Raw genomic sequence first — 15,528 nt, forward strand, 5'->3', positions numbered from 1 at the left:
GAAAAAACAATTGAATTCATTGATTAGTTCCGTTAAGAAGAAATATTAGCGTCTTTGACGATATAGTTCGGACGGTTTTTTGTTTGAAGGAACATTTTGCCTATGTATTCGCCTAAGATCCCGAGAACTATAAGTTGAACTCCGCCCATAAACAGAACGCTCACCAAAACGGAAGTCCAACCGGATACGACCTTGTCCGAAGTAAAGAATATTACAATTGCATAAATTGCGTATATTCCGGAAAAAAAGGAAAAAATAACTCCGGCGATTGTCGCGAGATGCAGAGGTTTTACGCTGAAAGAAGTGATTCCGTCCAAAGCGAATAAAAACATACGTTTCAGACTGTATTTGCTTTTTCCCCAAACTCTTCTTTCAGGCTGATATTCGATAAAACTTTTTTGAAAACCGATTCCGGTTACCATTCCGCGAATGAAAAGATTTCTTTCCTCGAAGGTCTTTAATACGTTCACAACCTTTCTATCGAGCAAGCGGAAATCCGCTGCCCCTTGATCGATGTTCAATCCTGAAAGTGCGTTCAATAGCGAGTAGAAAATCTTCGCTGTAATCTTTTTAAAAAGACCGACGTTCTCGTTATCCATTCTTTTCGTATAGACGATATCGTTCCCTTCTTCCCATTTTCGAATAAGAATCGGAATTAGCTCCGGAGGATGCTGAAGATCGGCATCCAAAGAAATGACACAATCCGCATCCGAATGATCCAAACCCGCCTTTAAGGCGATCTGATGACCGAAATTCTTTGAGAAGGAAATAAATCCAACATTCGAATTTTTTTCTGCGAGCTTTCGAATTTCCTTCAAGGTTCCGTCCGAACTTCCGTCGTCGACAAAAATAATTCTGTAGTCGTAGTCGGCAGGGATCACGTCCTTCAATCGTTGATAAAGGACCGCGACATTTCCTTCTTCATTGAAAGACGGAATCACGACGTCAATGGTCTTCTTTTCGTATTTTACGGGCTTCTTTTTCAATTTGGTAACGTCTTTGCTGGAATCGGATCTTAACTTTCAGAAGTCTGCTTCTTAAGCATAACATGATCTTCGAATGTTCTCGTATGATATAGTTTCTTTACGGAAGAAAAACGTTTTTCCAAATTTCGCAGGCTTCTTCTTAATCTTTGATGATCAAGTTTTAAATCCTTTCTAATCATTAAGTGGAAATCCTGAGACAGGGAACATACGGAATATCCCGAAATCTCTTCTAATTTCGATAGAGTTTTCAGATTGTAAAAGGATATATGTTGTCCCGCTTCAAAGGAATAATACCACCAATTCATATCGGGGGTTTTTTCTCCGTATAAGAGAGTGGAAAAAATCAATAACTTCGGTTTTTGAATTTCTAAAATTTCTAATATATTTTCCTTAGGTTTGTCGAAGTGTTCGAACAGTTCGAACGCAAGCACGACGTCGTATTCAGTCTTCGGATCAAAACCAAATCCTTCGGAAAAATCGTTCTTAGCGTATTTATCATACCAAAAACAATCAAATCCCACATCGCGCATGAGACGAACGAGAATTCCATGCCCTCCTCCGTAATCGAGTATCTTACCTTGGTATGGAATCGAGTTTCCAACTAGGAATTTCCAAAACGGTAAATCGCCTTTTGCCAATTGAAACTGCGCTTCGGTTAACAATAACGTTAGCCTTTTTACGTTATCATTGTTTCTTAAAAATATCCCGGTATCTAAGATGGAAATCGCCTTATTGTACGCCTCGTCCAACCAAAATGGAGTTTCGGATTGCAGTAGATCGCAACTCTTACATTTATAATAAGAAATAGGATACTGGTTCAGTACTTTTGTCTTAAACTCGAGCTGCGCCGGGGAACCGCAGAGTCTACATTCGATTTGATCCTTATTTGATTCCAAACAGATAGCTCCTCAATCGATTCAGTATGCGTATCGGACTGAATCGATTTTTCCACGGCAGTCGTTCTGATCCAATAAACGTCTTTTTAGAATAGGCGTCGCTTATAAGATCGCGAACGAAGAATTTAGGATGATCTAACGGAAAAGATAAAGGTTCAGTTTTCATATTCGCATAGGGACTCGGATGAACCGTATGCGCCGCACCTTCTCCGAATCCGATATTTTTTACAAGGTTGACAGAAGGCATGATGTTAAGGCGACCGTTTTTGAAATTGTGATAAACCCATTGAAAATCCCAAGTTTCAAATCCTTTAAAAGCGACCTCGTCGAAATTCTCCTTCCAAAATCTAAATTCCTTCTGATCCGGAAACAGATCTTCCAACCAATGTCCCGAAAAAAAATCCGCGTAATCTTTCATATAAACGTCGTAGCCTTTCCAAGCCCTTCTCCAAGAGGCCCATCCCCAAATATGGGAATACAGCGAATAATAGTAGCTATTCCGATTCCTGCGATGCCCGAAACCGAAATTATCTCCGCTGATCATTCCTACGCGTATGTCATTTTTATAATATTCTAATAAATGCTCGCAGTAAATATAAAAACTCGGATCCGGGACGATGTCGTCTTCCAATATTATCCCCATCTCTTCGTTCTCAAAAAACCAAGTTATGGCAGAGCTGACCGAAATTTTAAGTTGTAAATGTTCGTCGCGAAAAAGGGTATGAACTTCACAGTCCCAATCGATTTTCTCCACAATTTTACGGACCTCGGAGCATTTTTGCGCCTCTCCTTCCCTATCTGCGCGAGGAGCGTTGACAGCGAGATAAAATTTACTCGGTTTATACTGTCTGATTGTTTCGAAAACGATGGACGTAAAATCAGGTCGGTTGAATGCGATCAAAAGAACGGGGGATTTCATTGTTATATTCATTTATCCTGAAGAACACTCCGGTAAAATTCCAAAGTTTCCGAAGCCGCCTTGTCCCAAGAGAATTTTTGAATCTGCAAATTTCCTTTCTGAATCTTTTCTTTCCTTTTTTCCGGATCCACAATCGCACCTCTGATGCAGTTACGAATCGACTCTTCCGAATCCGGGTTGAAATAAAAAGCCGCGTCACCCGCAACCTCAGGAAAACTGGAGGTATCGCTGCAGGCGACAGGAGTCTTGCAACTGAATGCTTCCAAGAGCGGAATTCCAAATCCTTCGTACCTGGACGGAAACACGAAGAGCAAAGCGTTCCTATAATATTCGGCTAATTCTTCGTCGTTTGCAATTTGGAATTGTTTTACCTTCTCTTGTAAATTTAACTCTTCAATAAGAGCAATTTCATCCTGCTGAAAACTCCCGCCGCCCACACAGTAAAGCGAAAGTTTCGGAAATTCTTGGAATAAGAATCGAATACTCTTTAGAAAAAAGGAAAAGTTTTTATAATGGGAACGATTTCCCGTAAAAAGAAGATATTCTGGTTTTGATTCCGCAAAGATAGATTCTTGTCTTGCAAATTTCAAAATCATAGAAGAACCGTGGTAAATGACTTTGATTTTCGATTCTTTGATATTATAAAATTTTTGAAGATCCTTTTTAGTGTTTTCTGAGATAACAATAATCGCCGCGGCTTCATTGATCAATATTTTCTTATTATGAATCACTTCTTTTGCATCGTAAAAATATTCAGGATGAAGCTCATATATTAAATCATGAACTGTCAAAACAAACGGCTTGCCCGATTCTTGAAGAGTTCCCAAGAAATACGGGGAATAATAAGTTGGATGAAAAATATCAAAGTTTGAATTCTTTATCTTACCGATAATTTCTTTTTTCATCCGCGCTTCCGGATCGGGAAGAAAGCCCGCACGTTGTATCAGTCTAAAAATTCTATATTTTCCTTTAAACTTTAACTTAGGGAACCAACTTTGATATGTATAAGGTTGCTCTACTCTAAAATCCTTATCATCGACCAGATATTCGTTAGAAGAATAAATCACGGAATGATCGACCTCTATAATTTTACTTTTCTGAAGTCGGGTTAGAATTTCATAAAAATAGCGCGAAATCCCTCCGAATTTCTGCATGGAAAAAATTTGATGATCGTAGAGAACTCTCATAGAAACTAAATAGATCGACGAAGCCGATTCAATTGGCGCAGCAGTGTTAAAAAATTAACGGATCCAACCTGAATAAAAAATATCTCCCTCGTTCTTTTTAAAAAAAGATTAAACAGCGTACTTGCGAAGAACTGAGAAATAACGGTGGCTATCGCCGCTCCTTTTACTCCGTAAATCGGAATCAGGATAAAGTTCAAAACAATATTCGACAAACATCCTGAAATACTTTTGTAAAGCTCCACCTTTTGCAAATTTTCAGTGAGATAATATCGACTGCTCGCGACACCGAGAAACACAAACGTTCCAGCCCAAATGTGAATCGCCAATATCACACCTGCTTCAGAAAAACGCGGACCAAATAAAAATTGGATGATCGGATCGGATAAGAACGTCATAGGGATCGCGATCACTAGCGCGATCAAAAGCATCATCGAATGAAGAAGTTTCAGCCGATTCAAATATAAGTCCTGGCTAAATTCTTTCGCTCTTAATATAGAAGGAAAAAGTGAGGACGCGATTGCGATCGGTATAAAATACCAGACCTCGCTGATTTTTACTGCCGCTGTATAAACTCCTACCGCTTCGTCGCCTAACATCTGACCGATCATAATTTGATCGATTCTCATATAAATGACAATAGCAAGACCGGATAAAAGAAGCATCCAACTATCGCGCAAAAGTTCAACCGCTCTCTTCCAGTTCGCGTGAGCAACGGAAAATCCGCCTTCATGAAACTTATAAATAAAATAATATCCGATCAGATTGATAACGGACTCGAACAACCCGATCCACACGAACGCGAAGACGGAATAACCTTCTATAATTAGAAAAATTCTTACGCAAGAAAATACGATAAAAAGTCCGTTTTCAAGCCAGACAAAATATTTTGACAAAACCTGAGCTTCGTACCAGTATTTTACAACTCCGATCGCTCTTAAACTAAGAGTAAATCCAACCAGACAAACCATCCAAAAAACGTCGGCTTCACCCGGCCTCAAAAAAAGAATAAGACCTAAACTCAAAGCGTAGGCCAAAAGACCCGCAATAAATTGCAAAAGAAATGAAGTCGAAAGAATCTCTTCTTTATAGGTCTTATCCTTGATTAATTCCCTTACCGCGATTCCGTCTAAACCGAGGCTTGTGAAACTTCCGACTAACGCAATGTAGGCGACAACATAGTTGAGTTTTCCGTAAGTGTCCGGACCAAGATAACGGGCGATCCAGACCCCAAGAAACATCCCCATTCCCATTCGGAAAATTTTATCGAAAAAAAGCCATCCTCCGTTGTGGAGAATCTTTTTAAGATTGGGATGACGATCGTAGACTTTGTTTAAGATGGAGGACAATTTTTTTGTAGAATTTTCAAAGCGAAAACGCGTATAAGTTTACGATGATAGATTCAGTTTTCCGAATATTCTTCAATCTACGAATTGCTTCTAAAGGAAATTACACTATGCTAAATTGCCCTCGAAGCACCTCGTTTTTAATTGGATCTCCCTAAAGAAAGGGAAAGAGGGCTAAAAATAAAATAGTTAAAAGGATGGGTCCGCTCAAAACCGGTTGAAATATTCCAAAAATTCCTATAAAAAGCAAAGAAGCCAAAATGGAAAGTCGAAACGGGTTTAAATCAAAAATTGACTCTGAAAATTTAGAGACGAAGAATCCGAACAATGCTCCAAAGATTATCGTAAATAGAATTCCACCGTCCTTGTACAAACTGAACAAGACTGAACCAAAGGCGTTGTATTCTTTCGGTTGACCTTCCGGCGTATAACCTAACAAGCGATTCTTATGAAGATAGTCTCCTACTAAATCGCTCTGAATTTGAAAATAAAAAGGAATTCTAAATAAAGCTAAAAGAAATGAAAAACCTCTTTCCAAACCGCCTAGCGAAGTTCTACCATAGGTTCGCTCGTGTAAGAGCGAATCCTTATTCTTCAATTCATGATCGAACATAACGAAAGATTCCGTATGATAATCGATCACATACATACTAACAAATTCCTTCATACCCGCCATTTTTCGCGGGCCTCGTAACATACCGATTGAAAAAATCAGAACAAGTCCGCATAACACCGCAAATAAGCCCGGAATCGTAAAAAATTTCCGAAAATTCTCCCGATCCTTTATAAACTTCACAATCAGGATAAGCAAGAGAGTTACTAAAATATAATAAAATCCGAATCTTCCAAGCATCATCAAAGTGTCCATCGCAACCAAGGCCGAACCCAGTATAAGCAATCGTTTACGATTTAATTTCAGATAAAAACCCGCCCCCAAAAAAAGAGTAGCCAAGATGAAGGGATTTATCGCCAAAGAATAGTAATATAGGTATTTGTTCTTCCCGAATAAAATAGAATCGCCGTAGATTCCGAAAGCATGCGCTCGAAACATAGAAGGCGGCATCGCGCCGGGTGAAAAATTGATATAAAGGGATTTTAGAAAGAAAAATAAAACGACCGGTAAAACGAAAAGTAAAATAAAAACAAAAAAATAAAACTCCTTTGCTTCATCAGAAATTCTCAATAAAGAGTTCGTTTGATTTTTAGATTTTTCCAATTCGTCCTTTTTCAAGATTGAATAAAATTTATAAATACCGGCGCCGATCGTAACGGAGGACAAAAGCGTTATATAAAGAAAATAAGTAAAATCGGAAGGTATAAAGAGCCCGGTTAAAGACAAGGAGGAAATAAACATCCAGAAAAACCAGTAAAGCTGAATCAGTATTAAAATCCAACTCGTCTTTTTGAGAAAAACATAAGAAAAAACTATATTTAAAATTCCGAATGCAATAATTGCTAAAGACATAGACCTTTAACTGCTTCCTCTAATTCTTCTAAATTCCAAACTCAACGGGATCCAAAGCCGGTGACGATCGTTTTGATCGTCTTAAATGTAATGAGCATATCCAACCAAAATGAAAAATTCTTAATATAATAAAAATCGTATTCCAGTTTGACGTTCATCCCCTCTACCTCCGCTGCATACCCTTGTTCCACCTGCGCCCATCCGGTAATTCCCGGGCGCACGATATGACGGTATGAAAAGAACGGAACTTCCTTTTCATACCACTGAGAAAGCTCGTAGGATTCCGGTCTCGGACCAATAAAACTCATAGAGCCCAAGAATACGTTAAAAAGTTGCGGCAACTCATCGATCCGATATTTCCTGATGAATTTTCCAAATCTTGTGATTCTAGGATCAAAAGGACCTTCCGTAAATTTTTCTCCTCGGACGTCCGAATACATACTTCTGAATTTATACATAGTAAAAATTTTACCTCTATATCCCATTCTTTTCTGGCGAAAGATCGCAGGTCCGGAACTTTCAAGTTTGATGATCAATGCAGTTATCGCCAGAAAAGGAAGAGTTATAGGAATTAAAATCAAACAGGCAAATAGATCGATAGTTCTTTTCAAAAATCCGTAAAACTGAGAAGGAAGAAGAGAGCCGAAATCATTTTCAGAAAGATGACGAATCTTAACCCTTCCAGTAAGAGCTTCTTTGATTTGTTTCGTATGATATACGGGAATCCCGGAAAGTGTACATTTCGCCAAAAAGCGTTCATAATCCGCCGTAAGTTCGTCCGAGGTCAAATCCGCAACCACTGCGTCATATTGCTGATTCTTTAACGAAGGTTCGTCTAACGGAAAGAATTCTGCGCCGTGCGTATTCTCCATCGTTCTAGCGGAACCAAGCGGAATGTAAGCAATTTTCAGAATTCGATAACGATGCCCTACGAAATATCCGGAAAAGCACCATGCCAAAGTGATCAGATATGCGGCCGTAAAAACCTGGCTACTATAGGACTTTCGGTTAAAGAAAAAAAACGTAATAATCAGCGCATATGCAAAAGTAACGATAGGAAGAATATATGCGGAAGACTGTGCAACGGGAAATTTAAAAATTTTACGTAGAGAAATAACGGAAAAAGAAAATGAAAATATCGTAGCAATAGTAGTATTGAAATTATTCTCGTAAAAAAGAATTTCTTTACTCCACCCCACGACAATTCCCAAGGTGATATATATGCCAAAAATCAACAGTAACCATCCGATAAAAAACTGGAAGGATAGACTGAGAAAAAATTGTTCGTAAATTTTAGAATGTCGACGTTCGTAATTCATGATTTCTATAACGGTATAGTTTATTATAAATATATGATATATTATTTAAACTCAAAAGAATTCTCAATTTGATTGATTGCTGCATTTAAGGAAAATTTCTCGTCCATCAATCTTTTTGCATTTCGACCCATGGTTAATCGAGCTTTTGAATCCAAAAGTTTGATCGCGTTATCTTTAAAATCCGCTTCGTCCCCTGCTATACTAACAAAACCTGCGTTAGCGTTTTCAATTATCTCTTTCAAATCGTTTCCAGGATTAACACAACCTAAAATCGGAATCGACTGAATCATATAACCCAAGACCTTGCCGGGAAAGTTATGTGTTTTGTGTTCTCGATTGAGACAGAAAAGACCGACGTCAAACTCAGCCAAAAGAATTCTAAACTCACTCTGCGACACAGGCTCCATTAGAGTTAAGTTGAATAGAGAATCCGTTTTTATAGTTTCTCTGACAAGATCCACTTCATCCCCTGCGCCGATTAAAACGAAATGTGCAACCGGGAATTCCTTGAGATTGTTAGCCAATCTTAAAATATTCCGCATATCTTGTGCATGTCCGATATTCCCGCCGTAAAAAAAAACGATTTTATCTTTGAGGGCTAATTTCTCTCTGTAAGAAGTTACTCCTAATTTTACCGGAGTATTCTCCGCCCAATTAAATAAAATCCGAGTCTGCCTATATTGTGGAAATTCCTTTTCGAACCATTCTTTATTTTTGGGAGATTGAAGGCCTATCTTATCTGCCGCTTCATAATTGATTTTTTCATAGTATCGGAAGAATTTAGTGATAATAGAATTTCTTCCCAAGATTCCGCTGTCAATCGCCCACTGAGGAAACAAATCTCTTAAGATTAAATAACTCGGAGCAACCCATAAACGTTTTAATTTTTTAATCAGCGGACCCCAAAAAATGCTTGGAGAATAGTAAAGGATCAAATCGTTTTTATTCGCTCTAAATTCTTGACGCAAATATTTCCAGGCACGATACGATAGGAGAGTTTCGTTAATTGCTCTTTTGATCTTAGATACGTTTTTGATCCTTCCGGATGGAAATGAATAAACTCGAATATCGTCTATAATTCTTTTTTTAAACGCTCGGCTAAGACCGGGTCCAGGCGTGATAACCGTAACTTCATGACCCTTCTTCTGAAAACCAATAGCAAGTTCATGCATCATCTTCGCAGCCACTTTAGTGCTTTCCGGAAGATAATCATCCACGACGATACAGATTTTCATAAGGAAATTTAACTTTTGCGCCAAACGGTTCGATTGACGTAATCAGTATAACTCTGAACGATGCTAACTATTTTTTTTGAAACCGGACCGACCTGATAATCTTCGACGGGGCGTTTTTTACCGCCTTCGGTTTTCCGTTGGTTTATTACGATCCTAATCGAATCCAGGATTCTATCCTTTAAAAGACCGCTCATAATGAGAGTTCCCACGTCCATCCCTTCCGGACGCTCGTGAGCGTTACGAATTGTGATTGCGGGAAGATCAAGCAAGGAAGCCTCTTCCGTTATAGTTCCGCTATCAGAAAGAATACAAAGGGCGGACATTTGTAAACGAACGTAATCTAAAAAACCAAAAGGTTTTAAGAAAGTTATCAATGGATTCATCTGTAGATTCTTAACGCTTTCCAATCTTTTCCTAGTTCTAGGATGAGTAGATACGATAACAGGTAATTTATATTCCTCGCAGATCGCATTCAAAGATTCTAATAGATTTTGCAAATTTTCGGCCGTATCGACGTTTTCTTCTCTATGCGAACTTACGATAAAATATTTCTGACTTTCTAATTTTAAATCTTTAAGAATGGTGGAACGATCTATTTTACCCCGATAGTAACTTAATACCTCGTCCATGTGCGAGCCGGTTTTGATGATAGTTTCAGGACGAATTCCTTCCGCCAATAAATAACGTCGCGCGTGTTCCGTAAGGACTAAATTGATATCGCTCAAATGATCGACCACTTTACGGTTTAATTCTTCCGGAACCCTTTGATCGAAACAGCGATTTCCTGCTTCCATATGAAACACTGGAATTTTTCTTCTTTTTGCAGAAATAACCGAAAGACAAGTGTTTGTATCACCATACAACAAGAGAGCATCGGGCTTTTCTAATTCGAAAACCTCGTCAGCCTTAATAAGAACCTGAGCGATCGTGGCAGTAGCGGATTCACCCGCTACATTGAGGAAATAATCAGGTTTACGTATTTCCAAATCCTCAAAAAAAACCTGATTCAATTCATAATCATAATTCTGACCGGAATGAACTAAAACGTGTTGAAAATTTCGATCGAGTTCCGCGATCACTCGACTCATCTTGATCAACTCAGGACGAGTACCAACGATGGTCATTACTTTAAGCATTCAGACTCTCTTGGATATAGTCCAACTTCAGTAGTAATTCTTTGATTTCGAGAACATTTAATCTTTTCGTATTATGCGAAGTATAATCGTCAAATTCGGAAACTTTGCGTTCGCCTTCGATAAAATATTTATTATAATTCAAATCCCGATTGTCGGCGGGAATACGAAAATACCTTCCCATATCCTCGGCCTTAGCGATTTCCTCTCTGGAAACTAGGGATTCATAAAGTTTCTCCCCGTGCCTCGTACCAATTACCGCAATTGAATTTTGTTTATTAAATATCTCTAATAATGCTTTCGCTAAATCTTCTACGGTGGATGCCGGCGACTTTTGAATGAAAATATCCCCCTGCTCTCCGTAATTAAAAGCGTGGAGCACCAAGTCCACGGAATCCTCAAGCGACATCAAAAACCTTGTCATATTCGGATCTGTGACGGTGAGGGATATTCCCTTCTTAATTTGCTCGACAAAAAGAGGAATTACGGACCCTCTGGATGCCATCACGTTTCCATAACGAGTTGCACAAAGAATGGTCCCACCTTCCTTTACGGTTCTCGACCTGGCGACTAAAAGTTTTTCCGCCATCGCTTTAGAAATTCCCATTGCATTAATCGGATAAACAGCTTTGTCCGTACTCAATAGGACAACTTTTTTTACCTGATTGGCAATCGCGGCGGAAAGCACATTTTCTGTACCTATAACGTTAGTCTTAATTGCCTCCATCGGATAAAATTCGCAAGATGGCACCTGTTTTAGAGCAGCAGCATGAAAAATATAATCTACTCCGATTGTTGCTTGAGAGACGCTTTCATAATCTCGAACATCGCCAATATAGAATTTTACTTTATCATTGGATAATAAAATCCTCATATCCTCTTGTTTTTTCTCGTCGCGGCTAAAAATGCGAATTTCCCGAACATTGGTTCCTAAAAACCGTTTTAACACGGTATTCCCGAAGGAGCCCGTTCCTCCAGTGATCATCAAAACTTTATTATCAAACATTGCTACTATCCAAATATTTTTCTTTGTATTTTTTCATGGTAAGAATCAGTTCAGGCCATGCCTTCGGTGAATAAGAAGTCGCGTTTCGAAATTTAGTAGAATCCAAGGAACGATTGATTATGACTTCTTCACTTGGATCAATATTAGTTTTTTTGTCGTAAATTTCAGAGATCAGGCTAAGCAGATCGAATTTTGAAATTGGCTCCGCTGAAACGTGGTAAAGCCCGCTAAGCTTTACGTTCGGAATAATATTGTTTTGAATTATTGAGGCAATTTCGCAGGTAGGTAACCCTGAAAAAATCGCCTTTTTAAATCCCTTTACCCGAGCCTGCTGCGATAAAAACCAATTTACTAAAGAATAATTCGAATTAAGTTCATGCCCGATAATGGAAGTTCGAATCGTAAGAACATGATCCTCGTTTAAGACCTCGCCAATCTCCTTCGACTTTCCGTACAGATCTTCGGCATCAGGAATATCGTGCTCAGTATAATTCCCTTTTTTTCCGTTAAAGACACAATCCGTACTGACTAAAATCAGTCTAGAACCGATCAGTTTACATAAATTTGCCAGCCTATGCGGGAGTAACGAATTTATAGGTAAAACGACTAACGGTTCTTTAGCCGATCTCTGTTGTTTAATGATTCCGACACAATTGATTACTAAATCCGGTTTCACTTTTAAAAACAATTCCATGAGATCGTCGTTATTTAGAACGTCGAAGCCGGAAATGATTCGCTCCTTCTCGACCTTTGAAAAAAAACGCAAATTCTCGTTACTTCGATTGCTTCCAACTACGTAAAAGGAAGAATTATCAGAAAGAACTTTATAAACCGCGCTCCCTAACATACCCGAAACGCCTAATACCAATATTTTAAAGGGGGGATTCACTTTATTTATCTTTATTTCTTTTTGCATTGGGGAACATACATTTCATAATAATTTGAGCGAATGAAAAATAAAATTGTAATTCTTTCATTAAAACAAGAATAGCCGAAGTTAAATTTCCGACTTTCATTCTTCATTCATTGAATCAATCAACGCTCGTTTACACGGCTCTATTTAATTCTTGCTAAAATCTATAACTACCTTTTGGAAAAAAGAAAACGTCGTTTCCGCATTCGTCACCCAAGAATAAAACTTAGCCTTTTTGAACGCTTTCGCTGCAAGCTCGACCCTTAAACTTTTTGAAGAAATTAAGGCTTTCAATTGATTCATGATATCTTCCACGGAAAGAGGATTAAAATAAAGACCTGCGTCTTCCAGAACCTCCGGCATCGGTCCGAAATTTGAAGACACAATCGGAAGTCCGCTCGCCATAGCCTCGATAAGAATGTTTGGTAAATTCTCACAAGTGGAAGCGAACAAAAAAAGATCCGCATTTTGATAAAACCGCGAAATTTTTTCATATGAAACATCGGTATATAATGAAACGATCCCATCCAAAGGTTTAAATTCATTCATTTTCAATCGTAATTTCCGAGCGGACGATTTTTCGCTTAGAGCGCCGACTAAGCTTAAATGAATCCGGATTCCTTGCTTATTCAATTTTGCTACGGCTTCAACGACGTTCCATTGATGTTTATAAGCGCCGATAAAGGAAACATAAAGTAACTCGATCGGATTATCATTGCGTCTGTCCATAAATTCAGATTGAATCTTAGGCTTATGAAAGAATTTTTCATTGATTCCGTGCGGAATAATAACGACGTTTCTATTCTCTATATTTAATTTATTTAATATTCTATTCTCTGCATATTTTGTAAGAAAAATAATCCCTTGTGCTTTGCGAAAAGTGGCGCCTTGAAAAAGATATAAAAGAATCAACCTCAACGTAAATATTGAAAACCCGTATCTGCGCAATTCTCCCCATTCAAAAGGAAGAAGATTCTGACTCATCGTAACAAACGGTCTAAAGTTTCCCGAAAATGAACCGCCGGGTACAAAAAGAAGATCGCACTTCTGCTCCCTTGCCAATTCCGATAGTTTAAACTTTTGCCAATACCAGCGTAAAATTCGATTACCGGAAAGCTCGGAGCAATTTGCCTTCGTAAGCCAAGGACGATCTTCGATTTGCGAAAGAGTTTTTGTTACAGACCAGAGGATTACTTTTGTAAATCCGTATTTTGCGGGATTTGCATTTTCTAAAAGCTCCTTAAGATGGGTGACTCCCCCGCCTCCTTTTATATTAGAAGCGTCGATTCCTATGATCATTTTCTTAAACCGCGAACTCGCTTATCGAATAACTTAGAAAGAAGCACAAAAAGAAAAGATTTCAACCGGATCTCGTACTTATCGGGATGTAGATTGGAAAATTCTCTTGCCGAGCTTATGTAGTCTTTGCGGTGAAAGTATATTTTTCCGCGAGTGTATCGAACCCACCACGGCAAATTTTTATCTTTCAAATATTTTCCATAATGTTTTAAAAATGAGTCCAAGATTGCCAAAGTTCTATTTTCATTGGAGACGTTCCCGCCGCCAAGCCAATAATAGCCTAACGTGCGTTCGATTTTTTTGAATATTTTCTTCCTTTCGGCGATTCTCAACCAAAAATCGTAATCCTCCCAAGCTATGAACTCTTTCCCTTCGTTTAACAATCCGACCTCTTGAAGTATGGATCTTCGAAAGACGGCACTCGAATTGACGATTCCATTGCCGTTCTTTAAGAGATCATCGAAGACTGGTTTAGTTAAATTCCTCGTTCTGGCTTTTTTTAGACGGAATCTTTGATTTTGACGTTTAACAACGTATAGATCATGGTAAACTACATCCGCGCCTTTTTTTAGACTTTCGATAGAAAGCTCCAGCTTTAATCTCCGCCACCAATCGTCCGAATCTAAGAAAGCTATGTATTCTCCTTTAGCCTTTTTTAAGCCCAAGTTTCTGGAACGAGCGATTATTCCCTCATTGTTTATTTCGTAAACCTTGATTTTCGGATTTTGGAAGGAACGCAGAATTTGGCTAGTGTTATCTGTCGACGAGTTATCAACTACGATAATCTCCCAGTTTGAATAGGTCTGGTCGATCACAGAAGTGATCGCTCTTTCCAAATCCGCCGCACGATTGTACGTCGGAATAACGACCGATATTAGATCCGAATTCATGATTTGGGAAATTTTTCTTTGCAGAATCGAATTAGGTTATCAATTTCGATCACTTTGTCTTCCGTCGGCGTATAGCCCAAACTAGAAAGTTTGGAAATGTCGTATGTTAAACTACGAGGCTTCTCCGACGGATCGGGATCCATTCTTAAAAGTTCGGGACGTTTCTCCAACAAAAGTTCACATCGACTTTGAATCAATTGGGCAACTTCCCAAACTGTAGGATTCCAGATTCCGCCTAAATTATAAACACCACGAATATCGTTTTTAGAGACAAATTCGACGGCACCGCAAGCGTCCTTAAGCGAGATAAAATTTCGCCTTTGCAAGCCGTTCGTTCTTAAAACAATCTTATTGTCTATAACGGCCTGTCTGCACAAATCGGGTATAAGAAGATTCCAACAATGGGCATTTTCATCGACGGGTGGTCCGTAGGAGTTCGAAAGTCTAAAAACAACACTCTCAAGTTTATTTAGGGAATCATAATACATCGCCAAATCTTCTCCGGCTTTATGGCTCGAGGCATAGGGATGAGTATTCGTTACCGGAGTGGATTCGGAGATAAGATCCATTAAGTTATTTGAATATACATGCGCCGTTGAAATATATACAAATTTTCCGACTTTTTTTCGAGTTGCGGATTTTAGTAGATTGCCCGTATTCACTGCATTCGCTGCAAAAGCGCCGGCAGGATCCGAAGAACAATCTTGAGCGTTCATCCCTGCAGTATGGATTATCAAATCGATCCCATTGCAGGCATAATCAAGCGTATTTTCCTTTTCCCATTCGATGTGAAAAATTTCACATTTTTCCCGATTCCCCCGTTTTGCTTTCGTCGTGCCCAATCGTAATATGGCATCGGGTGAATTTCGTCTAAAGTGATCGACTAGTCGTCCGCCTAAATATCCGAACGCACCTGTAATTAAAATATTCATTTTTG

At 38.8% G+C, this 15,528-nt stretch carries 14 protein-coding genes; all 14 read right to left on the minus strand.

The annotated features are described in order from the left end of the window. Positions 1-32: 32 nt before the first annotated feature. Complete coding sequence (locus tag CH376_RS11115; RefSeq protein ID WP_243394651.1) at positions 33-986, minus strand: glycosyltransferase family 2 protein; 954 nt, start codon at positions 984-986, stop codon at positions 33-35. Positions 987-1,015: 29 nt separating this feature from the next. Next, positions 1,016-1,882 carry a class I SAM-dependent methyltransferase gene (locus CH376_RS11120; RefSeq protein WP_100784064.1) on the minus strand — a complete coding sequence of 289 codons (867 nt, stop codon included), beginning with the start codon at positions 1,880-1,882 and terminating at the stop codon, positions 1,016-1,018. Then, positions 1,869-2,813: a glycosyl transferase gene (locus CH376_RS11125; RefSeq protein WP_243394652.1), complete on the minus strand. Its 945-nt coding sequence runs from the start codon at positions 2,811-2,813 to the stop codon at positions 1,869-1,871. Before CH376_RS11125 ends, CH376_RS11120 begins: the two co-directional genes overlap by 14 nt. Further along, the gene (locus CH376_RS11130; protein ID WP_243394653.1) at positions 2,810-3,955 is read right to left on the minus strand and encodes a glycosyltransferase family 4 protein; all 1,146 of its coding nucleotides are present in this window, start codon (positions 3,953-3,955) and stop codon (positions 2,810-2,812) included. The genes CH376_RS11125 and CH376_RS11130 overlap by 4 nt, the downstream gene beginning before the upstream one ends. Before the next feature lie 38 nt (positions 3,956-3,993). After that, positions 3,994-5,325, minus strand: coding sequence for a flippase (locus CH376_RS11135; RefSeq protein ID WP_100788099.1), 1,332 nt, complete (start codon positions 5,323-5,325; stop codon positions 3,994-3,996). A 160-nt stretch (positions 5,326-5,485) separates the two neighbouring features. Next, the gene (locus tag CH376_RS11140; protein WP_100788072.1) at positions 5,486-6,796 is read right to left on the minus strand and encodes an O-antigen polymerase; all 1,311 of its coding nucleotides are present in this window, start codon (positions 6,794-6,796) and stop codon (positions 5,486-5,488) included. 41 nt (positions 6,797-6,837) lie between these two features. After that, entirely contained in the window at positions 6,838-8,115 is a 1,278-nt protein-coding gene (locus tag CH376_RS11145; protein WP_100788073.1) for an exopolysaccharide biosynthesis polyprenyl glycosylphosphotransferase, read from the minus strand. Positions 8,116-8,156: 41 nt separating this feature from the next. Next, complete coding sequence (locus CH376_RS11150; RefSeq protein WP_100788074.1) at positions 8,157-9,350, minus strand: glycosyltransferase family 4 protein; 1,194 nt, start codon at positions 9,348-9,350, stop codon at positions 8,157-8,159. An 8-nt stretch (positions 9,351-9,358) separates the two neighbouring features. Then, positions 9,359-10,486 (minus strand): non-hydrolyzing UDP-N-acetylglucosamine 2-epimerase, encoded by a 1,128-nt coding sequence (gene wecB, locus CH376_RS11155; protein ID WP_100788075.1) that lies wholly within the window; start codon positions 10,484-10,486, stop codon positions 9,359-9,361. Further along, the gene (locus CH376_RS11160; protein ID WP_100788076.1) at positions 10,479-11,489 is read right to left on the minus strand and encodes a polysaccharide biosynthesis protein; all 1,011 of its coding nucleotides are present in this window, start codon (positions 11,487-11,489) and stop codon (positions 10,479-10,481) included. The genes wecB and CH376_RS11160 overlap by 8 nt, the downstream gene beginning before the upstream one ends. After that, positions 11,482-12,405: a dTDP-4-dehydrorhamnose reductase family protein gene (locus CH376_RS11165; protein WP_100788077.1), complete on the minus strand. Its 924-nt coding sequence runs from the start codon at positions 12,403-12,405 to the stop codon at positions 11,482-11,484. The genes CH376_RS11160 and CH376_RS11165 overlap by 8 nt, the downstream gene beginning before the upstream one ends. Positions 12,406-12,549: 144 nt before the next feature. Next, positions 12,550-13,701, minus strand: coding sequence for a glycosyltransferase family 4 protein (locus CH376_RS11170; protein ID WP_100788078.1), 1,152 nt, complete (start codon positions 13,699-13,701; stop codon positions 12,550-12,552). Then, a complete protein-coding gene (locus tag CH376_RS11175; protein ID WP_100788079.1) occupies positions 13,698-14,591 on the minus strand; it encodes a glycosyltransferase in 894 nt (297 codons plus the stop codon). Before CH376_RS11175 ends, CH376_RS11170 begins: the two co-directional genes overlap by 4 nt. Next, positions 14,588-15,523: an NAD-dependent epimerase/dehydratase family protein gene (locus CH376_RS11180; RefSeq protein WP_100788080.1), complete on the minus strand. Its 936-nt coding sequence runs from the start codon at positions 15,521-15,523 to the stop codon at positions 14,588-14,590. The genes CH376_RS11175 and CH376_RS11180 overlap by 4 nt, the downstream gene beginning before the upstream one ends. Positions 15,524-15,528 lie beyond the last annotated feature (5 nt).

The organism is Leptospira adleri (assembly GCF_002811985.1).
Lineage (GTDB): Bacteria > Spirochaetota > Leptospiria > Leptospirales > Leptospiraceae > Leptospira > Leptospira adleri.